This is a genomic window from Paraburkholderia sp. BL27I4N3, from assembly GCF_003386115.1.
Taxonomy (GTDB): domain Bacteria; phylum Pseudomonadota; class Gammaproteobacteria; order Burkholderiales; family Burkholderiaceae; genus Paraburkholderia.
Genome location: NZ_QREJ01000001.1, coordinates 7,933,226 through 7,958,587, shown reverse-complemented (window position 1 = coordinate 7,958,587; position 25,362 = coordinate 7,933,226). Strand labels below are relative to the sequence as shown.

Genomic DNA, 25,362 nt, shown 5'->3' with positions numbered 1-25,362 from the left:
CCCGCTGCTGCCCCTGCTGCTGCCCTGCTGCTTCATGATCCGCCAGCTCACCGCGCGGGAGCCATCGCCTCCTTCGTGTCGTCGCGCTGCGCGCCCGCGGGCGTATTCGACATGTCCGCGCCGACGTCCCAGCCGCCGCCGAGCGCCTTCACGAGCGAGACCGACAGCGTCATCTGCTGGCCGTGAATCTGCACGTCCTGGCGCTCGCTGGTGAGCAGCGACTGCTGGGCGGTGATCACGTCGAGGTACGCGACGAGGCCGCCCGAATAGCGGTCGTTGGCGAGCGCCAGCAGATGCTGCGCATCGGTGACGGCCTCGCTCGACTGCTTCGCCGCGCCGTCCAGCACGGACAGTCCGGTGATGCCGTCCTGCACCTGCTGGAACGCGGTGAGCACGGTCTGGCGGTAGTTCGCCTCGGTGGCCTTGTAGCCTTCGCTCGCGAACTTCACGTTGGCCGCGCGGCGGCCGCCGTCGAACAGCACCTGGCTGACTGCCGCGCCGAGCGTCCACATCAGCGTCGGCGCGCTCAGCAGACTGGCGAACTGCGTGCTTTCCCAACCGATGCTCGGCGCCAGCGTGAGACTCGGGAAGAACGCCGCCTTGGCGACGCCGATCTGCGCGTTCGCCGCGGCCATCGCGCGCTCCGCCGAGGCGACATCCGGCCGTCGCTGCAACACGTCGCTGGGCACGCCGAGCGGAATCGACGGAACCTGAACCGCGAGCACCTTGGGCTCGATCGAAAACTGCGGCGCGGGCACGCCGACCAGAGCAGCAATCGCATGTTCGAACTGCGCCCGCTGATTCAGCAGCAGTTGCGCCTGCACGCGCGTCGAGTCGAGCAGCGACTTCTGTTGCAGCACGTCGAGCCCGGACACCGAACCGAGATCATGTTCCGTGGTGACGTAGTCGAGCGCCTTCTGCTGCAGTTTCACCGACCGATTCAGTACGTCGATCTCGGCGTCGAGTTCACGCAGCGAGAAATAGTCGCTGGCGAGATCGGTGGTGAGCACGAGCCGCGCGTTGGCCAGATCGTCCGCCGATTGCTGCGCGGAAGCCGCCGCGCCTTCCACTTCGCGACGTATCCGGCCGAATAGATCGGTGTCGTAGCTGATCGTGGGGCCGAGCTGCACATTGTTTTGCACCGTCGACGTCGTGGGCGTGCCGTAATTCGTCTGTGGACGGTTCTGCGAAATCCGGAAGCGCGATCCCTGCGCCGCGAAATCGACTTCGGGAATCTGCTGTGCGCGGTTATTCGCGAGCGTCGCCCGGGCCTGCTCGTAGTGTGCGCTGGCCGCGACCAGCGTCTGATTCTGCGCGAGCGCCTGCGTTTCCAGCGTGGCGAGCGTCGCATCGCTGAACGCGCTCCACCAGTCCGGCGAAATCGGTGCATGAGACGGCACGGCCACGCGCCAGTACGAATCGGTTTGCCAGCTGGGCGGCACCTCGGCCTGCGGCCTTTCGTAATTCGGCCCGACCGTGCACGCGGCCAGCAGCGCCGCGCCCGCCAGCGTCGTCAACGCACGGCATGTGGCCACGTGCTTCACGACGCCCCCTTGCGGTTGGTTTGCGGCTGCTGGATCTGCACGTGATCGCCGTCCGCGATCGAATCGCTCGGGTTGATGATGATCTTGTCGTTCGCCTCGACGCCGCTTTCGATTTCAAGCGACTGTCCGAGATCCTGCGCAATCACGATCTTGTGCAGCTGCACGTTGCCCTTCGCATCGACCACCGCGACGCGCGGGCCTTCGGCACGAAACAGCAAAGCATTGCCCGGCACCGTCAATCGCGCATGCGCCGAGGCCGGCACCGCCACCTGGACATACGCGCCGGGGCGCAGCTTGTCGTCCGGATTCGGCAAGGTCACTTCGACCTGCAGCGAACGGGTGGGCACGTCGATCGCGCCGGAAATGTGCGTGATCGTGCCGTGGAATTGCTGGCCCGGCAGCTCGGCCTGCGTCACCACCACCTTCTGCCCCGCCGACACGTTTTGCGCATACGCCTGCGGCAATTGCACATAAACGCGCAGCGGATCCGACTGCGCGAGCGCGAAGAGCGCGCGGCTCGTGCCGCTGCCCGCGTCGATCAGGTCGCCGACATCCACATTGCGTTGCGTGACCACGCCCGCGAACGGCGCCACGATCCGCTTGAACGATTCGAGTTGCTGCAGGCGCTTGACGTTGGCGTCGGCAGCGGCGAGATTGGCGACGTCCTGCGTATAAGTGCTCTGCCGTTCGTCGAGTTCCTGTTGCGAGACCGCATCGCGCTGACGCAATTGCTGCCAGCGGTCCAGTGAGCTCTTCGCGAGGCCGAGGCTCGAACTGGTTTGCTGGCGCTGCGCCAAAGCCTGCGCGAGTTCCTGATCGATTTCCGGCGTATCCAGATCGGCGAGCAACTGGCCCTGCTTCACTCGCGCGCCGATATCGGCGTACCAGTGCAGCAGATAACCAGTGGAGCGCGCAAAGATCGGCGATTCGACGTAGCCGCGCAGCGTGCCCGGCAGCAAGGTATCGCCGCCGCCTTCGGTCTGGGTCGGGCTCACCACGTTCACATACTGCGTGGCGTTCTGCTTCGTGGTCTCCGCCACCGCATGGTTTTGCATGACGTTGGCGATCACGGTGCGCAAGGCCCCCGCGGCCAGCAGCGCCAGCACGATCCACACGGCGAGTTTGGCGCGCTTCCATTCTTGATGGCGCGGTGGCAAGGCGTGGCCGCCTTCCGTCTCTCGCGCAGGAATCGCTAGCGATGCATGAGTTTTTTCGGTCATCTCAGTCAGCCATCTCAGTCAGCCATCTCAGTCAGCCATCTCAGTCAGCCATATCAGTCAGCCGTCATTTAACTTTACGCGGGCTTGCCAGCGCCGCCGTGCTCGGGCGCGGGGCCGTCGTCGTGGGAACCCGTGTGATTCGCGCCGCCATGGTCATCGTCGCCGCGGTGGCGGCGCGCGAGGCGGGAGTGAATCGCCGCGAACACCAGCGGCACGAAAAACAGTGTGGAAACGGTGGCGAACAGCAAGCCGCCGATCACCGCGCGGCCGAGCGGCGCATTCTGCTCGGCGCCTTCGCCCAGGCCGAGCGCCATCGGAATCATGCCGATGATCATCGCGAAGGCCGTCATCAGCACCGGCCTGATCCGGCTTGCGCCGGCTTCGAGCGCGGCGGTCAGCGGCGGTGCGCCAGCCGACAGACGCTGGCGCGCGAACGACACCATCAGAATACTGTTGGCGGTAGCCACGCCCATAGTCATGATCGCGCCGGTCAAGGCCGGCACGCTCAGGTGCGTGCCGGTCAGGAACAGCATCCACACAATGCCCGCCAGCGCCGCGGGCAACGCGCTGACGATGATCAGCGGATCGACCCACGACTGGAAGTTCACGACGATCAGCAGGTACACCAGCACGATCGCCATCGCCACGCCGAGTCCCAGCCCGAAGAACGAACTGCGCATGGTCTTCACCTGGCCGCGCACGGTAATCTGACTGCCGCGCGGCAGCGACGCGCGCACGTTGTCCACCAGCTTGTCGACCTGATTCGCCACGCTCCCCAGGTCGCGCTTCTCGACGCTCACATACAGATCGATCACCGGCCTGATGTTGTAGTGCGTGACTTCGGCGAACTGCGTCTGCGGTGCGACCCGCACCAGGTTGCCGAGCAGTTGCGTCGGGCCGTTGGCCGAACCGGAGACCGGCGTGCGCAACAGTTCGTCGATCGACGACACCTGGTACTGCGGCGTTTGCACCGCGACGTTGTATTCCACGCCGTTGCGGTTGTTGAACCAGAAACCCGGCGATGTTTGCGAACTGCCCGACAAGGAAATGAGCACGTTTTGCGCCACATTGCTCGCGCTCAGATTGAGTTGCTGAAGCCGCGTGCGGTCCATCTGAAGATTGATCGCCGGTTCGTCCAGTTTCTGCTGGATGTGCGTGTCCACGGTGCCGGGAATCATGCGCACCTGTTTCAGCAGTTTGCGCGCAACGTCGAAGTTGCCCTCCTGATTCGTGCCGGAAATCTGCACGTCCACGGCAGCAGGCAAACCGAAGTTAAGAATCTGAGTGACGATGTCGGCCGGCTGGAAGAAAAACTCGACGCCCGGAAAGCGCTGCGGCAGAATCGCGCGCAGTTTGTCCATGTAGATTTGCGTGGGCTTGTGATCTTCATTGAGCGCCACCTGGATCTCGCCGTCGAGCGTGCCGATCGTGCCCGCATTGCTATACGAAAGGTTGATGCCGCTATAGGGCAAACCGAGGTTGTCGAGAATCGTGCCGAGTTCTTTCCGCGGCACGACTTCGCGGATCACCTTTTCGACTTCGTCGGCGAGACGCGCGGTTTCCTCGATGCGCGTGCCGGTCGGCGCACGCATATGCAGGCGAATGTCGCCGGCGTCCACGCTTGGGAAGAAGTCTTCGCCGAGCACGAAAATCAGGCCCATCGAGACGACGCAAAAGCCGAGGAACACGCTGCCGAACATGCCGCGACGCACCAGCAAGCTGCTCAGAATCATGATGTAGCCGGCGCGCATGCGCTCGAAGCCACGATCGAAGCGGTGATAGAGGCGCATGAACAAATTCGGCTTCGCACCCTGCTTCGGCTTGTGCGCGTGCCCCATCAGCAGCATCGCGAGGGTCGGCACCAGCGTACGCGAGAGAATGTACGACGCCAGCATGGCGAACACCACCGCTTCGGCGAGCGGCACGAACAGATAACGCGCCACGCCGGTCAGGAAGAACATCGGCACGAATACGATACAGATACAGAGCGTGGACACCAGCGCTGGAATCGCAATTTCACCCGCGCCGTCGAGAATCGCGTCGTGCAGATTCGTGCCCATATGCAGATGCCGTTCGATGTTCTCGATCGTCACCGTGGCATCGTCCACCAGAATCCCGACTGCCAGCGCGAGACCGCCGAGCGTCATGATGTTGATGGTCTGCCCGAGCGCATGCAGCGCGATCAGCGAGGACAGGATCGACAGTGGAATCGAGATCGCGATAATGCAGGTGCTGCGCCAGTTGCCGAGGAACAACAGGATCATCGCGGCGGTCAGCGCGGCGGCGACCAGCGCCTCGCGCACCACGCCCTGCACCGCCGCTTTCACGAACACCGACTGATCGAACAATGCAGTGATTTTCAGATCGGGCGGCAATGCCGCTTGTGCGTTCGGCAGCAGCCCTTTCAGCGTATTCACGATGGAGAGCGTCGACGCGCTGCCGTTCTTGAGCACCGACATCAGCACGCCGCGATGCCCGTCCTGCCGCACGATATTGGTCTGCGGCGAGAAACCGTCGCGCACATGCGCAACTTCACGCAGATACGTGGTCGCGCCGTTGAGCGTGCGCACTGGAATATCGTTGAGCCCTTCCAGCGTGCTGGGCGAGCCGTTCATGTTGATGGTGTATTCCTTCGGTCCGATCTTCGCCGTGCCGGTCGGCAAGATCAGGTTTTGCGCGTTGAACGCGCTAACCACATCGGAAGGCGTCAGGCCTTTGGCAAGCAGCGCGCGTGTGTTCAGGTCGACCGAGATCAGCCGCGACTTGCCGCCATACGGATACGGCACGGCCGCGCCGGGAATCGTCACGAGTTGCGGGCGCAGAAAGTTCAGCGCCGTATCGTTGAGCGCCTGCTCGGAGAGTTTCGGGCTCGACAGGCCGAGCTGGATCACCGGAATACTTGAAGCCGAATAGCTGATCACGAGCGGCGGCGTGGCGCCCGGTGGCATCTGCTTGAGCTGCGCCTGTTCGACGGCCACCGTTTGCGCGATTGCAGTCTGAATGTTCGCGTTCGGCTGCAGGAACACCTTCAGGATCGTGATGCCCGCGAGCGATTGCGATTCGATGTGCTCGATGTCGTTGACCGTGGTGGTCAGACTGCGCTCGTTGACCGAGGTGATGCGGTTGGCCATGTCCTGGGCCGACAAGCCCGTGTAGGTCCAGATGATACTGACCACCGGAATATTGATTTCCGGCAGCACGTCGACCGGCGTGGTGAACAGCACGTACGGCGTCGCCAGCAAGATCAGAATGGCCATCACGATGAACGTGTAGGGCCGCTTAAGCGCAACGTTGACGATCCACATGAAACGCGCCCGAATGAATGCAGGTAAGGGATGGTGAATCAGCGCTTATGCTAGATCGCTAGCACCAACGCCTGCATGGCGCCAAAATGGCGGAATTGTCAGGAAGGCTAACGTAAGGAAAAACGGTGCTTGAACTGCGAGGAGTTTGCCGGCAAGCAAACGTTTGATAAGAGAAGATAGCCGGAATTGAGGTGCCGCTTCAATGCGATGTCACGCGAGCGCGTCGCGAAACATCGCATGGATTGTTTTGCGCGAAGCAAATACTTCACGCGCATTCAAAGCCTGGTCGATCCTCGACCCTTTGCCACGCCGCTACCGGCGTTACTTCGCGAACAACGCCGACATATCCGCGAACGCCTTGAATTCCAGCGCATTGCCCGACGGGTCGAGGAAGAACATGGTCGCCTGTTCGCCGACTTCACCCTTGAAACGCACATGCGGCTCGATGATGAAGTCGATGCCGGCCGCTTGCAGCTTGTCCGCGGCGGCCTGCCATTGCGCCATCGAGAGCACCGCACCGAAGTGGCGGACCGGCACGGCATCGCCGTCGACCTTGCTGGTATGACGATGGCCGATTTCCTCCGGCGCGAGATGCGCGACGATCTGATGGCCATAGAAATTGAAATCGACCCACGCGTCCGAGCTGCGCCCTTCCGGGCAGCCCAGCAGTTCGCCGTAAAACTCGCGCGCGGCGGCAAGGCTATGAACAGGGAACGCCAGATGGAACGGCGGCAAGACGGTATCGGCAACGCTCATGATGGGGAAACTCGCTGATTGGAATTGGGTGGAACGTGCGGGCACTTTGAACACCTCACGCGTGAAGCAAAGTTTAACCATGACTAAAAATGGGGAAAAACGATATATATTTGATCTGACTATCACCAAATTCGATCAATCCAACATGCTAAGCGAACTCAAGACTTTCATCGCTGTGAGCCAGTACGGCACGTTTTCGAGCGCCGGCGCGCGCATCGGGCTGACGCAATCCGCCGTGAGCGCGCAAATGCAACGGCTCGAAGAAGAACTCGGCTTCGCGCTCTTCGACCGCACCGGCCGCTCCGCCACACTCAACGACGCCGGCCGCGAAACGCTCACGCTCGCCGAGGAAATGATGACGCTCTACGCGCGGCTTTCCGAACGTGGCGCGGTCGCGGCGGAAAGCGGCATGCTGCGGGTAGGCGCCATTGCATCCGCGCAAGTGTCGTTTCTCGCCGACGCACTCGCGCGCTTTCGCGACGACCGTCCCGGCTGGCGCATTCGGGTCGTGCCCGGCGTGTCGCTGGGCTTGCTGGGGCAAGTCGATTCCGGCGAACTGGACCTGGCCGTCATCATCAAACCGCCCTTCGCGCTGCCGTCCGAACTCGAATGGCGCACGCTCGTCACCGAGCCGTTCGTGCTGCTCGTGCCCAAGGCGCTCGTGCGCGGCAAGGGCGCGCCGCGGTCCTGGCGCGAACTGCTGCGCAGCGAGCCGTTTATCCGCTACGACCGCGGCTCGTTCGGCGGCAGGCTGGTCGACCGGTTTCTGCGGCGCTCGCGGGTCAATGTGCGCGACGTGATCGAGCTGGACGAGCTGCAAGGCATCGTGCAACTGGTCGCGCGCGGTATCGGCGTGGCGCTCCTTCCGAATAGCGCGGGACTCGGCAAATGGCCGGCCGGCGTCGTCGCACTCGAACTCGGCGAGGCGACGTTTCAGCGGGAGATCGGCCTCGTGCAGCGACCGCGGCATAGTCGCCAGGCGGTGGCGGGCGCGCTCGCGGATTGCATCGGCATGGCAGCCGGTGCGTGAGCCCAAGCCGCCGCGTCCGCGCGATTGTGCTGTTGCTGGAGCAACGAACTGTATCTTTGAGATTCTTCCGCCCGCGCGCAAAATCTGCGTTTGCGCGACGACTCGCGCTCCTTACCCGTGTGCGCTGCGAGCCGCACGCCCTGCCCGCCGCCGAGGTCCAGCCCATGATCGCCAGCAGTTTCCTCACCGCCGATGTCCTGATCGCTTACAGCGCCTACTTCGTCGGTACGGCGAGCCCTGGGCCGAGCAATCTCGCGATCATGTCGCTGGCGATGAGCGCGGGCCGCCGTTCCGCGCTCACCTTCGCGCTCGGCGTGGTGTCGGGTTCGTACTTCTGGGCGCTGCTGGCGTCACTGGGTTTGTCGGCCGTACTCGCCACTTATTCGGAATGTCTGGTGGCGATCAAGATTGCCGGCGGTCTGTATCTGTTGTGGCTCGGCTTCAAATCCGCGCGCTCCGCGTTCCGTCCCAAGGCATTGCCCACGGGCGCGACGCGTGACAACGAACCACTCAAGCGTCTCTATCTGCGCGGCCTGCTGCTGCATCTCACCAATCCGAAAGCGATTCTGGTGTGGCTCTCGATCGTCTCGCTGGCCATGTCGCCGGCCGGCGGCACCTCGCATACCACGCCGGTGGTGCTCGGCTGCATGTGCATCGGCGTGTCGGTGTTCAGCAGCTATGCGGTGCTGTTTTCGACCGCTTCCGCACGGCGCATCTACGCGTCGATCCGGCGCTGGCTGGACGGCTCGCTCGCCATCATGTTCGGCATTGCCGGCATCAAGCTGCTGACTTCGAAAAGCTGAGCGCGTCCAGGAGACGCCCGCCGCTCTGCGATACTGTCGCCGTGATAATTGAAGCGGATAGACGAATACGATGAGCGGCGGTAATGAAGTGAATCCGGCAGCGCAGCGCTCGCCATGGCGCCAGCGGCTCTACCTCGCGGGCATCACGGCATTCGTGGCCGGCGTGGTTCTGGCCGTGATCATCTATGCGACCACGCCGCCGGACAGCGCCGTCTCCATGTACAGCGTGGCCGATCCGCGCTATCAGATCGAATTGCAGCGTATTGGCGGCAATGCGGCGGTGCTGATGGCGCAGCTTCATCAGTGGTTCGACGGGCTGTGGCACGGCACGGCGCTCGCTTATACGGTGGCTGTGCTGGGTGCTGTTATCGCGGGCGTGTGTTTCTTCATCGGCTATTTCTTCGCTGACGAATAGCCGCCACACCAGAAGCTGCGCATTGCGCTGCCCTCGCGCAATCCCGCGCTTACGTGGCCTCTTTCACATGCCGGTCGGGCTTCTCCACACCGGCCGTGCGCAGCGCTTCGTGCAATGTGTTGAAAATGCGACCTTCTTCGACGATCGGCGTGATGCCGTGCCGGTCCATGTCCGACCGCAAGTAGGGGTTCACGCGCGCGAACAATACCTCGATGCCCTGGCTTTTCAATGTCTGGCACAACTCGCCAACCGAGCGTGAGGCCGAATAGTCGATGTCGGTGATCGCGCTTGCGTCGATCACGAAACAGCGCACCTTGCTCGGGGCAAGGTCGATCAGGCGCCGGGTATCGTCGACGAAAAAGTGGTCGTTCGCGTAAAACAGATCGGCGCCGAAGCGGTAGACGATCAGGCCCGGCGCGGTCTGGACGCCGGGCACAGCGGGCACCGGCACCCAGACGTCGTCGTCACCAGGGGCGAGAATCATCGTATGCGGACGGTAGCTGTGGCGCACGTGCCGCAGCAGCGAGAGCGCCACCGCCACCAGAATGCCGTGCTCGACGCCAATCAGCACCACGGCCGCCGCGGTGAACACGGCCAGCGCGAATTCGCCAGGGCTCTCCCGGCGAATCGCGAACAAGGTTTTCAGATTGATCAGGCCGATGGCGATCGTAAACACGATGCTGGCGAGAATGCAGTGCGGCAGATACTGCAAAAAGCGGCTGAAAAACAGCAGCACCGCCACCACCACGGCCGCGAAGACCAACTGCGCAAACTGGCTGCGCGTGCCGGCCAGGTCGGCCATGGCGGTTTGCGTCGGACTGCCGTTCACCACGAAGGCGCCTGAAAACGCCGCCGCCGCGTTGGCCGCGGCGATGCCGAGCAAGTCGGCGTTGGTATCGACCGGTTCGTGGTGACGCTCGGCGAACACGCGGCTCGCGGCAGCGCTCTGCGCGACGATCATCACGAAACAGGACGCCGCCACGGGCAGCAGATCGAGCATCTGCTGCCATGTCACCGACGGTACGCGCAGCGGTGGCAAGCCGCCCGCCACCGGGCCGAGCACGGCAATGCCGTGGGCCGGAAAGCGATACATATCGCTCGCCGCAATACCCGCCACGACGGCGATCAACGGCACCGGCACGCGTGGCAGAAAGCGTTTGCACGTCAGAATGGCGACGACCACCAGCAGCGAAATGGCGAGCGTCGGCCGATGGACCTGGCTAACTTCGCGCACCACCAGCATGAGCTGATCGACGCTGCGCGCGGCGTGTCCGGGCAAGCCGAGCATGTCGCCGAGCATCGCAATGCCGACCTGCACGCCAACGCCTGCAAGGAAGCCGACCAGCACGGTGCGCGACAGAAAATCGGCGAGAAAGCCCAGTTTGAAAATCCGCGCGATGAACAGCAAGGCAGCGGTCAGCAAGGCGACCATCGCGGCGAGCGCGGCGTATTCAGCGCTGGAGGGCGGCGCCATGGTGGCAAGCCGGCTTGCGAAGATGGTGGCGGTCGCGGAGTCCGCGGCGACGACCAGATGCCGCGAGGCGCCGAAAAACGCAAAGGCGATCAGCGGCAGAAAGACCGTGTACAAGCCCGTCACAGCTGGCATGCCGGCAATACGCGCGTAGCCGAGCACTTGCGGAATATCCATCGACGCAAGCTGCACGCCGGCCAACGCATCGCGCGCCGCCGCGGCGCGGTTCAGAGGAAGGACGCCCTTCAGCACGCTGGCGCGTGCCGCAAAAGTCGCCAGAAAATCTCGCATACGCGATACCGCCCTAATCGAGGTTATCGCGCATCGTGCCGCGACTCGACACTCAAAGGCAAGACTTGTAGCGAGATCGGCTAAAGAAAGTGAACACGCAACACGCGCCCGATTGGCGCTGCGGACAACATCCCGCTGCCTGACTTACCGCTTGAATCGTCCCGTCACCGGATGCACGTACCGCGCGAAACCGAACAACGCGGCAATGCAGATCGGACAGGCAATGAAGAACACGGCCAACATCTCGCACCCCGTAACGTCTTGTTCCTGCGAGTTTACGCGATGGGCATGCGAACTGAATGGGGGAAAACAGCAAATGACTGTGTCGGCGATTACAACAAACTCGCGCGAGTCCGCAGCCGTTTCACGGCCGCTTTTTATGCTCGAGGCAGTCTCCCCGTATAATCCCGCATGACCCGAATCCCGCATCACCTGCCCTCGCAGCCGGCCGCGTATCGCCGCCGCGCCGACCACCGCTCTTCGGCGGTCGCATGAAAACCCCGAAACGTCTGCTCCCGCTCGTCGAAGAAGGCCTGATCGACGAAGTCATCTCCCAGTTGATGAGCGGTAAGGAAGCCACCGTCTACGTGGTCCGCAGCGGCGACGCCACGCGCTGCGCGAAAGTCTACAAGGACGCCAAACAGCGCAGCTTCCGCCAGGCTGCGTCCTACCGCGAAGGCCGCAAGGTCAAGAACAGCCGCCAGCAACGCGCGATGGAAAAAGGCAGCCGCTATGGCCGCGAAGTGCAGGAACAGGCCTGGCAGAACGCCGAAGTCGACGCGCTGTTCCAGCTCGCGAACGCGGGCGTGCGCGTGCCGCAGCCTTTTATCTGCACCGACGGCGTATTGCTGATGGAGTTGGTGACCGACGCCGACGGCAACGTCGCGCCGCGTCTGAACGATGTCGAGATGACCGAAGAGCGCGCGCTCGAACTGCATGCGCGGCTGGTGAACGAGGTGGTGCGCATGCTGTGCGCCGGCATGATTCACGGCGACCTGTCCGAGTACAACATCCTGCTTGCCGCCGACGGCCCGGTCATCATCGACCTGCCACAGGCCGTGGATGCCGCCGGCAATCTCGAAGCGCCCGCCATGCTCGAGCGCGACGTCAACAACCTCGCCACGTATTTCGGCCGCTTCGCGCCGGCGTTACTGGAGACTAGTTACGGCAAGGAAATCTGGTCGCTCTACGAAGCGGGCGCATTGCATGTCGACGCGGCGCTGACCGGCCGCGTCGCCCTCGATACCACGCCGATCGATCTGGAAGCCGTGCTTCAGGAACTCGAAGATACGCGGCTCGATGAAGAAGCGCGCCTGCGCTACGAGCAGTCGCTGCGCAGCGGCACCTGAACCTTCACGGGCGGCCGGGCAGCGAGGTCAGCGCTTCCCGCCTCGCCGCCTCACGAGAAGCAGCTACGACGTACTGCTCAACCGCGCCGCCTGCATCGCCCCCTGCGCCGGTCCCACCGACTCCCGCATCGTCACGCTCACCGGAAACTCGCGGAAAATCTCCCATGTGGTCCGGTAGCACTGATTGACCAGCCAGCGCACGGCGTTCTGCGTTAGTTCCGCAGTCGGAATATGCACCGAGGTGAGTCCGGGCGCGGCATACGCGGCCGAATAATCGTCGTCGTAACCGATCACCGAGACTTCACGGGGCACCGAGATCCCCGCCTGGTGAAAACAGGCCAGCGCACTCACCGCCATCGTATCGTTCGCGCAGAACAGACCGGTGAAACGGCGCTTCGTGCCGAGCAGCTTTTGCGCGGCGGCGTAGCCGCCTTCCGGTGAAAAGTCCGATTCGATCAGCGTGACTTCGTCGCGTGCAATGCCCTCGCGCGCCAGCTCGGCGAAAAAGCCCTCCAGACGCATCTGGTTGTCCGAAGAAGTGAAAGGCCCGGAAATCACAGCAATCTCGCGATGCCCGTGATCGAGCAGCGTGCGCGCCGCCAGTTCGCCGCCCCGGTGGTGGTCGGCGCAAAACGACGCCTCCGGCAACTGGTCGAACGCGCGGTTCAGAAACACCATTTTCGGGTGCATCTTGTGCAGCATGATCAGGTCTTCGTCGTGCAGATCGTGGCTGATCACCACTACGCCGTCGCAATCGCGGCCGATCAGAAAGCGCACCGCCTCGATGGCCTGCTCGCGCGGCGAGACTTCTCCGCAGCCGGTCGCCACCACCACGTGACGGCGCACCGCGCGCAGTTCCTCGTCGGTCTGTTTGAGGATCGTGCCGTAGTAGGAACCGAAGAACGTCGGCACGAAAATGCCGACCATGCCGAGCGACTGCGTGGCCATGGCCCGGCCGATGGAAGACGGACGAAAGTTCAACTGTTCGATGGCCGCCTTCACGCGCGCGGCGGCATCGGCTGAGATGGGTCCCTTACCTGAAATGGCACGCGAGGCGGTCGACATGCCCACGCCGGCCAGTGCCGCGACATCTTTGAGTGTTGCCACGCGGATCTCCGTCAAGCATGTTGTATTGTCAGCGACGCCGCGTGCCGGCGCTACAAACGCGCGCCGCCCGCTTCGTCGAACAGAGAGACATGGGTACTGTCGAACGAAAACGCCGCGGTTTCCCCTATCGCCACCGGCGTCTTCGTCTGGTCGATCGATGCGACCTGCACTCCATGATAGTCGAGCCAGATGACGCGATGGTTGCCCATCGGCTCCACCAGCGAAACTTTTGCGTGTTCGCTCGCGCCTTCGGCGAGCCGCACGTCTTCGGCCCGCACGCCGAGCACGCACGGCAAGCCGTTCGCGGGCGCGATCTTGAACGAGTACGCCGACACGTCGAGCCGCCAACGCTCCGTGCAGAAGTGGAGCGCGCCGTCGTGCGTTTCGAGCGTGCCCTTGAGCAGGTTCATCGCGGGCGTGCCCAGAAACGTCGCGACGAACAGGTTGTCGGGGCGCGCGTAGACTTCGGCGGGCGTGCCGAACTGCTGGATGACGCCGCCGCGCATCACCGCCATGCGGGTGGCGAGCGTCATTGCCTCGACCTGATCGTGCGTGACGTAGATCATCGTCGCGCCCAGGCGCTGGTGCAGTTGCTTGAGCTCACGGCGCAGTTCGGTGCGCAATTTGGCGTCGAGATTCGAGAGCGGCTCGTCGAACAGGAACACGTCGGCTTCGCGCACGATCGCCCGGCCAATGGCCACCCGCTGCCGTTGGCCGCCTGACAGTTGCGCCGGTTTGCGCTTGAGCAGCGGTCCGAGTTGCAGCATGTCCGAGGCGCGCGCCACGCGCCGCGCAATCTCCGCCTTCGGCGTGCCGTTGATGCGCAGCGCAAACGACAGGTTGCGCTCCACGCTCATGGTCGGATACAACGCGTACGACTGGAACACCAGCGCGATGCGACGGTCTTTCGGGTCGGCCCAGGTCATGTCTTCGCCGGCAATCTCGATGCTGCCGTCGGTCACGTCGATCAAGCCGGCAATGCTGTGCAGCAAGGTGGATTTGCCGCAGCCGGACGGTCCGAGCAGCACGACGAATTCGCCGGCCCGCACGTCGAGATTCAGATTCTCGATCACCGTGTTCGCGCCGAGTTGAATCGTCAGATTGCGCACGGCGACGTTGGCCGGATTCGTGAGGCCGGCGGCGTCCGCCGCATCGGGACTGCTCGCCACACCCGCCATGTCCGCCGCGTTTGCCATATTAGCCACGTTTGTCATCGCCCTATCCCTTGACGGCGCCGGATGCAATGCCGCGCACGAACCAGCGGCCCGAAACGAAGTACACCGCGAGCGGCACCATGGAAGTCAGAATGGTCGCCGCCATATTGACGTTATAGAGGCGTTCGCCGGTCGTCGTATTGATGATGTTGTTCAGTTGCACCGTCATCGGCAGATTTTTGGTGCCGGCGAACACGAGGCCGAGAATGAAGTCGTTCCAGATACCCGTGACCTGCATGATGACCGCCACCACGATGATCGGCGTGGACATGGGCAGCATCAGTTGCAGGAAGACGCGCCAGAAGCCGCCGCCGTCGATGCGTGCCGCCTTGAACAGCTCCTGCGGAATCGACACGTAGTAGTTGCGGAACAGAAGCGTCATCACCGGCATACCGAAGATGGTGTGAATCACCACAATGCCCGGCAACGAACTGAACAGATGCACGCTCGCCAGCACGCGCACGAGCGGGTACACCATCACCTGCACGGGAATGAAGGCGCCCATCAGCAGCACGCCGAACAGCAGGCCCGCGCCGCGCGGCCGCCAGAACGACAGCGCGTAGCCGTTCACCGCGCCGATCGCGATCGAGAGAATCGTGCTCGGCACGACAATGCGCACCGAATTCCAGAAACCGACCTGAATGCCGTTGCAATCGAGCCCGGTGCAGGCGGACTGCCACGCGGCGCTCCACGCGCTGAGCGTGAAATGCGCGGGAAATGCCAGCAGATTGCCGAGGCGGATCTCGCTCATCGGCTTGACCGAAGTGACGAGCATCACGTAAAGCGGCAGCAGGAAGAACAGCGCCGCCGTGAGCAGAAACGCGTAGACGCCGAGCCGCGCCGGGGTGAACGCCGAGCGGCGGCGGCGTTGCTGCGCGCGGCGAGGCGTGCCGCTTTTCAACGGCGGACTGAGCGTGTTCATCACACCTCCTTGCGCAGGGCGGCGCGGCTGCGGGCATAGAAGAACGGCGCGAGAATCGCCAGCACGGTGGCAAGCAATACGATCGACGCCGCCGACGCAAGCCCGATATTGGCGCGGCCGAACAGATAGTCCATGATGAACTTCGCCGGCACTTCACTCGCCGTGCCGGGGCCGCCTTGCGTCATCGCGACCACGGCGTCGTAGAGCTTCACGACCATCACGAACAGCAGCACGAAGGCAGTGGAGATGGATGGGCCCAGCATCGGCACGACGATGCTCACGTAGACGCGCCAGCGCGGAATGCCGTCGATGCGCGCGGCTTTCCATAACTCGTCGTCGATGCCGCGCAGGCCCGCGAGCAATAGCGCCATCACCAGACCCGAGGCCTGCCATACCGTCGCAATCACGATGGTGTAAATCACCCAGTCCTGATCGACGATCCAGTCGAAGCGCGCGTGCGCGAAACCGAGCTTGTGCAGCACGGCTTGCGCGCCCAGTTCAGGGTTCAGGATCCACTGCCAGACGAGCCCCGTCGCCACGAACGACATCGCATACGGATACAGAAACACCGTACGCAACGCGCCTTCGGCGACCACACGCTGATCGATGAAAATCGCCAGCAGCAAACCGATCACCATGCACGCCACGATGAAACACGCGCCGTAGATCACGATGTTCTGCAACGAGAGCAGCCACCGGTCGTTATTGAAGAGACGCGCGTATTGCGTGAAGCCCGCGAAATCGCCGGAAGGAAACGTGCGCGAATTGCTGAGCGACACGCGCGCGGTCCAGACCATCGTGCCCAGATAGGCGAACACGACGGTCAGGACCATCGGCAGCAGCGCCAGCCATGCCGCGAACGGAAAACGCTTCTTGAGCGGCTTTTTGAGCCGCGCCTGGCGAGCCTTGGACGACGACCCGCCGGCGGGCAGCTTGAGCGCGTGCATGCCGCGCACCTAGCTCTTCAACGCGCTGGCGAACGCTTTCTGCGCGTCGTCGACCGACTGGTTCTTGTTCCAGAAGTTGGTGATGACGTCGATCAACGCGCCCTGCGTGTCGGGCGAGAGCAGCATTTCCGGATTCGGCAACTGCCGCGACTTGTCCTTCATGATCGCAATGCCCTCCTTCGCGCAGATGTCGAGGCTGCCGGCGTCCACGTCGGGACGAATCGGAATCGAGCCTTTCTTCGCGCTGAATGCGACTTGCGCCGACGGCGAGGTCATCACCGTGGCAAGCAGATTCTGCGCCTTGATCGTGGTGGGATTGTCCGTTTTCGGGAACACGAACACGTCGCCCGCGACCAGATACGGCGAGTGCGGACCGAAACCCGGGAAGCAGCCGAAGTCCTTGCCCGCGCTCTGATTGGCCGCGGAGAACTCGCCCTTGGCCCAGTCGCCCATGATCTGCACGCCCGCCTTGCCGGAAATCACGAGCGCCGTGGCATCGTTCCAGTTGCGGCCGGGCGAACCCGGGTCGACGAAATCGTGCAGGTGTTTGAACGATGCCAGCACTTTCTTGAACGCGTCCGACTTCACGGCGTTCATGTCTCGATCGCGGTACACCTTCATGTAGAGATCGGCGCCGCCCACGTCCGCCAGCACCGCGTCGAAGGTGATTTTCTCCTGCCAGGGCTGGCCGCCGAGCGCGAGCGGAATCACACCCGCGGTTTTCAGCTTGCCGAGATCGGCGATGAACTCGTCATAGCTTTTCGGCTCGCCTGCAATGCCCGCTTTCTGGAACACCGGCTTCGAGTAGAAGAACCAGGCGGGCATATGGATATCGACCGGCGCGGCGTAGTAATGTCCCTTCACCTTGATGCTGTCGAGAATCGATTGCGGGAACACGCCGTTCCAGTTCTCTTTCGCGGCGACGTCGTCGACATTGTTCAGCAGGCCCTGGTCGATCAGGTCGTGAAACTGCCTGGACGTATTGAACTGCGCAGCCGTGGGTGGGTCGCCGCCGACGATCCGGTTGATCGCCGTGGAGCGCGCCTGATCGGCGCCGGCCACCGCGTTGTCGACCCACTGGCCGCCGGCCTTGTTATACGCATCGGCAAACTGGCGGATCGCGGCCGACTCGCCGCCCGAGGTCCACCAGTGAATCACGTTGGCCTTCAAAGGCTCCGCCTGCGCAACGACGCCATACAACGCCAGTGCCGCAACCACGCCTCGCAAGACCAGTTTTTTGCTGTTCATTCCGTCTCCTCTCGATCATGCAACCAACTTGCGCCAAGCCTTGGCACCCGTGTTTCAAGTCGACATACAAACCAGCTTTCACCTGCTATTCCGTGCGTGCCTTGCGCTCCTTCAGGAATTTCGACACCAGCTCCGCGCTGCGTTTGATCGTGCGTTTCTGGGTAGCGTAATCGACATGCACGATACCAAAGCGACGCTCGTAGCCGAAGGCCCACTCGAAGTTGTCCATCAGCGACCAGAGAAAATAGCCGCGAATCTCCACGCCGGCCTTGATCGCCTGATCGACCGCGGCGAGATGGCGTTTGAGGAACGAGATACGCTGGCTGTCCTCGACCTGAGCGTCGATCACCTTGTCGTCCGAGGCCATGCCGTTTTCCGTGATGTAGATCGGCGGCAGGTTCGCGTAGGCGGCCTTGAATCCCGTCAACAGATCGCGCAGGCCGTCCGGATACACCTCCCAACCCATCTGCGTGCGCTCCACGCCTTCGAGCGGCACATCCTTGAAGCGGTGCGCGCCGTCGCTCGCGACGTTCGTGCGGAAATAATAGTTGATGCCGAGGAAGTCCAGCGGCGCGGCGATGGTTTGCATGTCGCCGGCGAGCACCAGCGGCTCCGTGCCCGGCCACAACTCGAACAAGTCCTGCGGGTAGCTGCCCTTGAGCAGCGGATCGAGAATCCACGCGTTGTGCTGGACTTCGAACAGATGCGCCGCACGCTGGTCGGCGGCGCTCTCGCTGTTGGCCGTGCCGCGTCCGACGTTGGCGACGATGCCGACTTGCGCCGCCGGATCGTTGGCACGCAACACCGGCGCCGCGAGACCGTGCGCCAGCAGCAGATGATGCATGGCCTGCGTGGCGTAGCGCGCGTCGGCGAGTCCCGGCGCGTGGTGGCCGTTGCCGTAGCCGAGATAGGCCGAGCACCACGGCTCGTTGAGCGTCATCCACGCATCGACGCTGCCGGTCAGTTCGCGGCTCATCAGGTCGGCGTAATCGGCGAAACGGTAGGCGGTATCGCGATTGAGCCAGCCGCCGCGATCTTCCAGGTGCTGCGGCAAGTCCCAGTGATACAGCGTGACGAAGGTCGTGATGCCCTTCTCTTTCAGCCGCGCCAACAGGCGTTGGTAGAAGTCGATACCTTTGCGGTTCGGCGCGCCGGCCGCGTCCATCACGCGCGGCCAGGCGATCGAGAGCCGGTAGGCTTCGAGGCCGAGGCCGACCAGCAGGTCGATGTCGGCTTCCCAGCGATGATAGTGATCGCAGGCCACCGCGCCGGTGTCGCCGGCCAGCACTTTGCCGGGCTTCGCCGAGAACGTGTCCCAGATGGACGGCAGGCGGCCGTCTTCGTTCACAGCGCCTTCGATCTGATACGACGCGGTGGCCGCGCCCAGCAGGAAATTCTTGCGCCACAGCGACGAGTCCGCGGGCGGCGTGAATGGATCGGCGAGTGATGACGAATGGGGAGAGAGAACGTCGGATACAGCGGATGTGTCATTTGCCACGGATTCCTCGCTGAGGTCGTTGAACCGGGTACGGTGGAAGCCGGAACGCCCATCCCCGGCACCTGGGGTGGAAGCGCTTCCACAACACCCGCGAACGATAGCAGCGGCGGATTCGACGCAGCAATCAGGGTTTGTCTGGAGCGATGGCTGGCATGCCCGGCGCGGCGATGCGCCGGGCATTGCAAGAGCCTTTGTCAGCGGTAGCGCGAATCTGTTGCAAGCGTGGCGGGCGCAATCTCACACGCGACCTGCGCGACGCAATCTCACGGCTGTGCGGCCAGGTTGAACGCGCCGCTGTCATACGCTTCGCAGTAGGTTTTCCAGTCCGCCACCACCTGCGCCTCGCACTGCGTCGCGCTTTCCACCAACGGCAACTGCCAGTCCCGGCGATTGCCGAACGCGATCAGATCGTCGGCGATCGACGACTTCTGCCGCCCGCCGCTGCGCAGATGCGCCCACGCGCTCAACTCGGCCATGCTGCCGACCACCTCTTCGAGACGCGGCAGCTTGCCGTCCCAGTCGCTCAGGGCCACGCGATCTTCGGAAGGCTGCAAGCTGCGCAGCACATACGAGCGCTGATTGAATTCGACCGCATGGAGGAACGCCTGCGAGACCGCCTGATTGCGCCGCTGGATTTCGACGACGCGTTGCGCTTCCGTCTGCCACGCCGGCTGCGGCGTGCCGACGTGCGGCGTCACGGAAGAAGGCAGCGCCTCTTTCAGATCGATCAGATAGTTGCCATCCGGCGAGCCTTTGCCTTCGACGAGAATCACGTAACGATCCACGCCCAGGCTCCCCGTGCCGGCAATCCGGCGCGCCACGTCGAGAATGCGGAAGAAGTCGGGATTGGGCTCGCCCGCGGCGAACTTCTGCATGAACTGCGTGACGGCGGCACGCTGCGTGTCGCTGACCGCCAGCGCTTTCTTGCCGTCCACTTTCAGCGTGCGGGTCTTGCCCTTGAGCACCGTGCGCCGGTCCAGATGCGCCACCCGCGTGCGGCTGGCAAGCGCGACGAACAGATCGCGCACCATGCCGGTCGCGGTTTCCGCTTCGATCCAGCGTGATTTGCCGTTCGCCAGCGCCGCGCCATACTTTTCCAGCGCGACCTGGCACAGCGCCAGCGCCTGCGCGCGGCTCAGCTTGAGATCGCTCGCGCCGACCAGCACGCTCGTCAACAGGCGCACCAGCTCGTAAAGGTTCGGCGCGAGGCAGGCTTCGTCGAAGTCGTTGTTGTCGAAGTAGATGAGCCGGTTGTCGCCCTTGTAGCTGCCGAAATTTTCCAGATGCATGTCACCGCAGATCCACACCGGCGGCGCGTCATCGAACACCTTGGCTTGGGGCAGGCGTTCGTAAAACAGGTGACACGTGCCGCGCAAAAACACGAACGGCGACGTGCGCATGGCTTTGTATTTCATCGCGAGCCGTTCGGGATCACGACCGGCGTTAAAGCTGGCGATCGTCCTGGCAATATCGAACATGAATTTCCTTTGAATGCGAGCATGGCGTGCATTGCGAGGACCGACGGCGTAGACCGTGCGGCGCGGCAACCGACTGTTCGACAGTAGACCACACCGCGCTCCGCAAACACCTGGTTTTGGCATTCACCTTCGACAGCGCTTGCGCGTCGCGCGCATCTGAACGCTAAGCCGTTTCCCGCGCACCGAACTTCTTGCGGTACGCACCCGGACTCGTCAACGCAATGCGCCGGAAGTGCCGCCGCAACGATTCCTCGGAACCGAAGCCCGCCAGTTCCGCGATGCGCGCCATCGGCAGCGGCGCCTGCGCCTCGAGCAGTTCGCGCGCGATGGCCACGCGTTCGCGCACCAGCCATTCATAAGGCGCCATGCCGGTGGCATCGTGAAACTGCCGCTGCAGTGTGCGCGGGCTCATTGCCGCCCGCTCGGCGAGCGAGCGCAACGTATGCGGCAAAGCAGGATGAGTGCGCACCCAGTCCATCAGTCTGGACAGACGGCCGCTGTCGTCCTGCGGCATGGGGCGCGGCACGAACTGCGCCTGGCCGCCCTCGCGATGCGGCGGCACCACGAGCCGCTGCGCGACCCGGTTCGCCACCGCGCTGCCGTGATCGCGCCGCACCAGATGCAGCAGCATGTCGAGTCCTGCCGCAGAACCCGCCGACGTGATGATCTGCCCTTCGTCGACATACAGCGCGTCCGGCTGTACATGCAAGTGCGGATAGCGCTGCTGCAATTTGTCGGCATAGCGCCAGTGGGTCGTGACGGTCTTGCCGTCGAGCACGCCCGCAGCCGCGAGGACGAACACGCCGGAGCAGATCGAACAGAGGCGCGCGCCGCGCGCGTAGGCGGCGCGGATTTTCTTCAGGAGCGGTTCGGGCGGCGCTTCGTCGGCATCGCGCCACCCGGGAATGACAATGGTGTCGGCACGCTCCAGCAATTTGAGCGTATAAGGCGCGGCAAGCGTGATGCCGCCCGCCGCCCGGATCGGCCCCGGCTCGCTTGCGCAGACCGCGAAGCGGTACCAGTCCACGCCGAGTTCCGGACGCTCGAGCGCGAACAGTTCGGTCACGCAGCCGAACTCGAAGGTGCAGAGCCGGTCGTAAGCGAGCGTAACGACGAGATGATTGTGCATGGCGTGATGTTACCGGATATTGACGATTCCGCCACTTATCCCGCATGGCGCGCGGCGCCACAATGAAGGCGTCTGAACCGCGTTCCCAGGCAACCCACACACCTACTACTCCTATCGGAAACTCACGTCACCATGACGACTCTGAACGCCGTTACCCAAATTCCCGCCGCCGACAGCGCCGCCGCGCAAGCTCATTTCCAGGCCACGCTGCAGTTCGAAACCGATTGCGCCGATGTCCACTGCGCGCTCGCGAGCGGCGCGCCCGGCTTTGTGCTGCTCGACGTGCGCGGCCCCGCGCTGTTCGCGCAGGGCCATGTGCCGGGCGCGCTCAATCTGCCGCACGGCAAGATCGTGGCCTCCAGGCTCGCCGACTATCCGCCGCAGACGCTCTTCGTCACGTACTGCGCAGGGCCGCATTGCAACGGCGCTGCGCGCGGCGCGCTGCGCCTCGCCCAGTTGGGGCGGCCCGTCAAGCTCATGAGCGGCGGCATCACCGGCTGGCTCGACGAAGGCTTCGCCCTGACGCAAACGGCGTCCGCCGGCGAGGTGGCCAAAGCCAATGGCTGACTTATTGAGAATCGATTAAATAAAAGCCTCGGGCTGTCGATAACAAGTTCAGCCGCTTCCCCTTCGCGGTTGGACTGAACATGCAGAGCTCATATAATTTTTGGCTGGTCACCATCTCGTTCGCCGTTGCGACGCTGGCGTCGTACACGGCGCTCGACCTGACCGGCCGCATTTTCCTGCTGGCATCGGCGCGGCTTCGGCGCGTCTGGCGGCTGGGCGGCGCTGCATCGCTCGGCTGCGGCATCTGGTCGATGCACTTCATCGCCATGCTCGCCTTCTCGCTGCCGATTCCGCTCGGCTACGACCTGGCGACGACCGCCACGTCGCTCGCGCTCGCGATCGGCGCTTCCTATCTCGCCCTGTGCCTCACGACCCACGAACGGCTCACGGTGGGCCGCCTGCTGGCGGGCGGCGTGCTGATGGGCTTAGGGATCGCCGGCATGCACTACACCGGCATGGCGGCCTTGCAGATGGCGCCTGGCATCCGCTATCGGCCGGGGTGGTTCGCCGGTTCGCTCGCGATCGCGATCGGCGCGTCGACCGCCGCGCTGTGGATGGCCCGCGCGCTCAGCAACGACGACGCGCGCCACGTCGTGCGCAAGCGTGTGGCTGCGGCGCTGGTGATGGGCGTGGCAATCAGCGGCATGCATTACGCCGGCATGGCCGCCGCCGACTTCCTGCCGGGCGCCATCTGCGGCGCGGCCCAAGGCGTGAACGCCACCTGGCTCGCGACTTCGGTGATCCTGCTCACCTTTGCCGTACTGATCGTTACGTTGATGCTGTCGCGCTTCGATGCGCGCAACGCCCTTCTGACCGGTGCCGTGTCCAGGCTCAACGGTCAGATCGTGCGGCTCGCCACGCTCGACACCCTGACAGGACTGCCCAACCGCAGCACGCTGACCGAGCGCATCGAACGCGCGATCCTCGGCGCGCGGCGGCAGCGCACGCTGTTCGCGATCCTTTTCATGGACCTCGACGGCTTCAAGACCATCAACGATTCGCTCGGCCACTCGGCCGGCGACCAGGTGCTGACGGCGTTCGCGCAGCGCCTGCTGCAGTGCGTCCGCGAGACCGACACCGTCGCGCGGCTGGGCGGCGACGAATTCGTGGTGCTGGCCGAAAACCTCGGCTCGCGCGAGGATGCCGGCGCGCTCGCGGAAGGCGTGCTCGAACGCATGCGCGTTGGCGTGTGGACCGACTCGCAGCCGCTGCAGGTCATGCCGAGCATCGGCATCGCCCTCTATCCACACGACGGCGACACCGTCGAAGTGCTGTTGAAGCACGCCGACGCGGCCATGTACGAGGCCAAACGCGCGGGCCGCAGCACCTATCGATTCTTTGAACGCCGCATGAACGAGGCCGCCACGCGCACGCTGCAAATTCAGAACGCTTTGCACGACGCGCTCGCCGCCGGTCATTTTTCGCTGCACTTCCAGCCCAAGTTCGAAGGCAACGGCAACTCGCTGGCGGGCGCCGAAGCGCTGATCCGCCTGCATCACCCGCAACTGGGCACGTTGACCCCGCTCGAGTTCATTCCGATCGCCGAGCGTTCAGGGCAAATCGTTCAGATCGGCTACTGGGTCGTGCGCGAAACCTGCCGGCAGATTCGCCAATGGGTCTCGCAAGGCCTGCCGTCGATGAAAGTAGCGATCAACCTGTCGCCGCGCCAGTTGCTGCAGCCGAACCTCGTGGCGAGCATGCTTGAAATCGTCAACGCCGAAGGCGTGGCCTGCGAGCAGATCATGTTCGAGATCACCGAAACCGTGGCCATGCAGGACGCGCCCAAGACCATCGAAATGATCCGCGAATTCCAGGCGAGCGGCTTCGAGATCGCGATCGACGATTTCGGCACCGGCTATTCGAGCCTTGCCTACCTGCAGCGTTTTCGCGTCAAGCAACTGAAGATCGATCGCTTCTTCACCAATGGGCTCGACGCGCACGGGCCGGAGGGCAGCGCGATCGTGTCGGCGATCATCGCGCTTGCGCACTCGCTGGATATGGATGTGGTGGCCGAGGGTGTGGAAACTGAATCGCAACTCCACATGCTCAAGACGATGAGGTGCGACGAGATGCAGGGCTTCCTGCTCGGCAAGCCGCTCAACGCCGACGACTTTGGCAACCTGCTGCGGGACAGAATGGTGGCCGCATGAACCTGACGATCGTCTGAAGCGCACGGCGCGGCCGGTGCTGGACCTCGTTTCACGAGCAAAAAATAACACGCAGGCCAGGTGTTGGAGACTTCATGAAATTCGATGTAGCGACGTTTACTTCGCTGTGGTTGACCACGTTTTTGTGCTGCGCCTTGCTCACGACCGCGCTGTCGCGCATGTTCGCGCGTGTGAGCGCGTTCCGCCTCTGGGCCGTCGGTTTCTATCTGCTCGCCGCGTCGTCCGCCTGCTTCACCCTGCATCTCACCTGGCGTCACGACGTGCTGCTGATCGCCACCGCGACGCTCGCGCTGCAAAGCCGCATGCTGATCTGGGCCGGCACACGCGAGCTGTTCGGCGCGATAGCGCCGTGGCGCGCCGGTCTGGCCGTCACGGCCGTGTTCTGCATGCTCTATGCCGGCGCGCTGATTTTCAAAGTGCCGACCGTGTTGCGCGCGGTCCTGCTCGCACTGTTTTTTCTGCCGGTTCGCGCCGCCACGCTGTATGAAGTGTGCCGCCGGCGCCGTCCGCACCTCGGGCCGGCCCGTCTGATCGCGATGATCGGCGGCACGATCGTTACACTCAACACCATCGTGCCGCTCGTGCTCGTGCTGCTCGACCGCACCAATCTGTCGTTGTTGCTCGGCAATCCGCAGACCACGTCGGCGCTGTACGCCGTGGTGTTCGCGGGCGATCTGCTGCTGGCGAGCGGCCTGATCGTGCTGGCTTTCAAACTGCAGATCGTCGAGCGGGACATGCTCGCGACGCTCGAACGAGTCGCCATGGAACGGCTCGCCGCGAACCGGGAATTGCGTGCGGAGCGCACTGGGCGCCCCGTGCCCGGCGACCCGCTCGGCCACGACACGCCGGCGCCGCGCCAGCCGCTGCCGGGATCGATCTGATTCGCCGGGTGGGCGCTGC

20 protein-coding genes are annotated in these 25,362 nt (G+C 63.9%); 7 read left to right on the top strand and 13 right to left on the bottom strand.

Features of this window, described 5'->3' with window-relative positions:
- Window positions 1–47: 47 nt before the first annotated feature.
- The 4 genes from B0G71_RS36105 to B0G71_RS36090 all read right to left on the bottom strand — a co-directional run bounded on the left by B0G71_RS36105 (window position 48) and on the right by B0G71_RS36090 (window position 6,825).
- Window positions 48–1,544 carry an efflux transporter outer membrane subunit gene (locus tag B0G71_RS36105; protein ID WP_116147974.1) on the bottom strand — a complete coding sequence of 499 codons (1,497 nt, stop codon included), beginning with the start codon at window positions 1,542–1,544 and terminating at the stop codon, window positions 48–50.
- Window positions 1,541–2,764: an efflux RND transporter periplasmic adaptor subunit gene (locus tag B0G71_RS36100; RefSeq protein ID WP_116147972.1), complete on the bottom strand. Its 1,224-nt coding sequence runs from the start codon at window positions 2,762–2,764 to the stop codon at window positions 1,541–1,543. The genes B0G71_RS36105 and B0G71_RS36100 overlap by 4 nt, the downstream gene beginning before the upstream one ends.
- Window positions 2,765–2,838: 74 nt before the next feature.
- The gene (locus B0G71_RS36095) at window positions 2,839–6,069 is read right to left on the bottom strand and encodes an efflux RND transporter permease subunit (RefSeq protein ID WP_116147970.1); all 3,231 of its coding nucleotides are present in this window, start codon (window positions 6,067–6,069) and stop codon (window positions 2,839–2,841) included.
- A 321-nt stretch (window positions 6,070–6,390) separates the two neighbouring features.
- The gene (locus B0G71_RS36090; RefSeq protein WP_012427720.1) at window positions 6,391–6,825 is read right to left on the bottom strand and encodes a VOC family protein; all 435 of its coding nucleotides are present in this window, start codon (window positions 6,823–6,825) and stop codon (window positions 6,391–6,393) included.
- Between the two features lie 145 nt (window positions 6,826–6,970).
- Between B0G71_RS36090 and B0G71_RS36085 the strand changes: the two genes are divergently transcribed.
- The 3 genes from B0G71_RS36085 to B0G71_RS36075 all read left to right on the top strand — a co-directional run bounded on the left by B0G71_RS36085 (window position 6,971) and on the right by B0G71_RS36075 (window position 9,073).
- Window positions 6,971–7,855, top strand: coding sequence for a LysR family transcriptional regulator (locus B0G71_RS36085; protein WP_116149186.1), 885 nt, complete (start codon window positions 6,971–6,973; stop codon window positions 7,853–7,855).
- 164 nt (window positions 7,856–8,019) lie between these two features.
- A complete protein-coding gene (locus B0G71_RS36080) occupies window positions 8,020–8,658 on the top strand; it encodes a LysE family translocator (protein ID WP_116147969.1) in 639 nt (212 codons plus the stop codon).
- Window positions 8,659–8,728: 70 nt separating this feature from the next.
- Complete coding sequence (locus B0G71_RS36075) at window positions 8,729–9,073, top strand: hypothetical protein (RefSeq protein WP_116147967.1); 345 nt, start codon at window positions 8,729–8,731, stop codon at window positions 9,071–9,073.
- A gap of 49 nt (window positions 9,074–9,122) precedes the next feature.
- Here B0G71_RS36075 and B0G71_RS36070 read toward each other — a convergent pair whose 3' ends face one another.
- Complete coding sequence (locus tag B0G71_RS36070; protein ID WP_116147965.1) at window positions 9,123–10,835, bottom strand: SulP family inorganic anion transporter; 1,713 nt, start codon at window positions 10,833–10,835, stop codon at window positions 9,123–9,125.
- Between the two features lie 491 nt (window positions 10,836–11,326).
- Between B0G71_RS36070 and B0G71_RS36065 the strand changes: the two genes are divergently transcribed.
- Entirely contained in the window at window positions 11,327–12,184 is an 858-nt protein-coding gene (locus B0G71_RS36065; RefSeq protein WP_116147963.1) for a PA4780 family RIO1-like protein kinase, read from the top strand.
- Between the two features lie 63 nt (window positions 12,185–12,247).
- Here the strand turns inward: B0G71_RS36065 and B0G71_RS36060 are convergent, their stop codons facing one another.
- The 8 genes from B0G71_RS36060 to ftrA form a co-directional block, all read right to left on the bottom strand.
- Window positions 12,248–13,291, bottom strand: a complete 1,044-nt coding sequence (locus B0G71_RS36060) for a substrate-binding domain-containing protein (RefSeq protein WP_116147961.1) — start codon at window positions 13,289–13,291, stop codon at window positions 12,248–12,250.
- Between the two features lie 50 nt (window positions 13,292–13,341).
- The gene (locus tag B0G71_RS36055; protein WP_181916887.1) at window positions 13,342–14,505 is read right to left on the bottom strand and encodes an ABC transporter ATP-binding protein; all 1,164 of its coding nucleotides are present in this window, start codon (window positions 14,503–14,505) and stop codon (window positions 13,342–13,344) included.
- 4 nt (window positions 14,506–14,509) lie between these two features.
- Complete coding sequence (locus tag B0G71_RS36050) at window positions 14,510–15,427, bottom strand: carbohydrate ABC transporter permease (RefSeq protein ID WP_116147959.1); 918 nt, start codon at window positions 15,425–15,427, stop codon at window positions 14,510–14,512.
- A complete protein-coding gene (locus tag B0G71_RS36045) occupies window positions 15,427–16,374 on the bottom strand; it encodes a carbohydrate ABC transporter permease (protein WP_106282546.1) in 948 nt (315 codons plus the stop codon). The genes B0G71_RS36050 and B0G71_RS36045 overlap by 1 nt, the downstream gene beginning before the upstream one ends.
- Before the next feature lie 9 nt (window positions 16,375–16,383).
- On the bottom strand, window positions 16,384–17,622 hold the full coding sequence (locus tag B0G71_RS36040; RefSeq protein WP_116147958.1) for an ABC transporter substrate-binding protein: 1,239 nt from the start codon (window positions 17,620–17,622) through the stop codon (window positions 16,384–16,386).
- A gap of 85 nt (window positions 17,623–17,707) precedes the next feature.
- Entirely contained in the window at window positions 17,708–19,120 is a 1,413-nt protein-coding gene (locus B0G71_RS36035) for a GH1 family beta-glucosidase (RefSeq protein ID WP_116147956.1), read from the bottom strand.
- 263 nt (window positions 19,121–19,383) lie between these two features.
- The gene (locus B0G71_RS36030) at window positions 19,384–20,598 is read right to left on the bottom strand and encodes a DUF2252 domain-containing protein (protein ID WP_116147954.1); all 1,215 of its coding nucleotides are present in this window, start codon (window positions 20,596–20,598) and stop codon (window positions 19,384–19,386) included.
- Between the two features lie 163 nt (window positions 20,599–20,761).
- Window positions 20,762–21,727, bottom strand: coding sequence for a transcriptional regulator FtrA (gene ftrA, locus B0G71_RS36025; RefSeq protein ID WP_116147953.1), 966 nt, complete (start codon window positions 21,725–21,727; stop codon window positions 20,762–20,764).
- 132 nt (window positions 21,728–21,859) lie between these two features.
- On the opposite strand from ftrA, the gene B0G71_RS36020 reads away from it, so the two are divergent.
- The 3 genes from B0G71_RS36020 to B0G71_RS36010 all read left to right on the top strand — a co-directional run bounded on the left by B0G71_RS36020 (window position 21,860) and on the right by B0G71_RS36010 (window position 25,343).
- Window positions 21,860–22,294 (top strand): rhodanese-like domain-containing protein, encoded by a 435-nt coding sequence (locus B0G71_RS36020; RefSeq protein ID WP_116147951.1) that lies wholly within the window; start codon window positions 21,860–21,862, stop codon window positions 22,292–22,294.
- An 80-nt stretch (window positions 22,295–22,374) separates the two neighbouring features.
- On the top strand, window positions 22,375–24,444 hold the full coding sequence (locus B0G71_RS36015; protein WP_116147950.1) for a bifunctional diguanylate cyclase/phosphodiesterase: 2,070 nt from the start codon (window positions 22,375–22,377) through the stop codon (window positions 24,442–24,444).
- Between the two features lie 92 nt (window positions 24,445–24,536).
- Complete coding sequence (locus B0G71_RS36010; RefSeq protein ID WP_116147948.1) at window positions 24,537–25,343, top strand: hypothetical protein; 807 nt, start codon at window positions 24,537–24,539, stop codon at window positions 25,341–25,343.
- Window positions 25,344–25,362: the final 19 nt, after the last annotated feature.

Coding starts and splice junctions, on each gene's coding strand:
- B0G71_RS36100 (WP_116147972.1), bottom strand. CDS start 2,764: ATGACCGAAAAAACTCATGCATCGCTAGCGATTCCTGCGCGAGAGACG.
- B0G71_RS36095 (WP_116147970.1), bottom strand. CDS start 6,069: ATGTGGATCGTCAACGTTGCGCTTAAGCGGCCCTACACGTTCATCGTG.
- B0G71_RS36090 (WP_012427720.1), bottom strand. CDS start 6,825: ATGAGCGTTGCCGATACCGTCTTGCCGCCGTTCCATCTGGCGTTCCCT.
- B0G71_RS36085 (WP_116149186.1), top strand. CDS start 6,971: ATGCTAAGCGAACTCAAGACTTTCATCGCTGTGAGCCAGTACGGCACG.
- B0G71_RS36080 (WP_116147969.1), top strand. CDS start 8,020: ATGATCGCCAGCAGTTTCCTCACCGCCGATGTCCTGATCGCTTACAGC.
- B0G71_RS36075 (WP_116147967.1), top strand. CDS start 8,729: ATGAGCGGCGGTAATGAAGTGAATCCGGCAGCGCAGCGCTCGCCATGG.
- B0G71_RS36070 (WP_116147965.1), bottom strand. CDS start 10,835: ATGCGAGATTTTCTGGCGACTTTTGCGGCACGCGCCAGCGTGCTGAAG.
- B0G71_RS36065 (WP_116147963.1), top strand. CDS start 11,327: ATGAAAACCCCGAAACGTCTGCTCCCGCTCGTCGAAGAAGGCCTGATC.
- B0G71_RS36055 (WP_181916887.1), bottom strand. CDS start 14,505: ATGACAAACGTGGCTAATATGGCAAACGCGGCGGACATGGCGGGTGTG.
- B0G71_RS36050 (WP_116147959.1), bottom strand. CDS start 15,427: ATGAACACGCTCAGTCCGCCGTTGAAAAGCGGCACGCCTCGCCGCGCG.
- B0G71_RS36045 (WP_106282546.1), bottom strand. CDS start 16,374: ATGCACGCGCTCAAGCTGCCCGCCGGCGGGTCGTCGTCCAAGGCTCGC.
- B0G71_RS36040 (WP_116147958.1), bottom strand. CDS start 17,622: ATGAACAGCAAAAAACTGGTCTTGCGAGGCGTGGTTGCGGCACTGGCG.
- B0G71_RS36030 (WP_116147954.1), bottom strand. CDS start 20,598: ATGTTCGATATTGCCAGGACGATCGCCAGCTTTAACGCCGGTCGTGAT.
- ftrA (WP_116147953.1), bottom strand. CDS start 21,727: ATGCACAATCATCTCGTCGTTACGCTCGCTTACGACCGGCTCTGCACC.
- B0G71_RS36020 (WP_116147951.1), top strand. CDS start 21,860: ATGACGACTCTGAACGCCGTTACCCAAATTCCCGCCGCCGACAGCGCC.
- B0G71_RS36015 (WP_116147950.1), top strand. CDS start 22,375: ATGCAGAGCTCATATAATTTTTGGCTGGTCACCATCTCGTTCGCCGTT.
- B0G71_RS36010 (WP_116147948.1), top strand. CDS start 24,537: ATGAAATTCGATGTAGCGACGTTTACTTCGCTGTGGTTGACCACGTTT.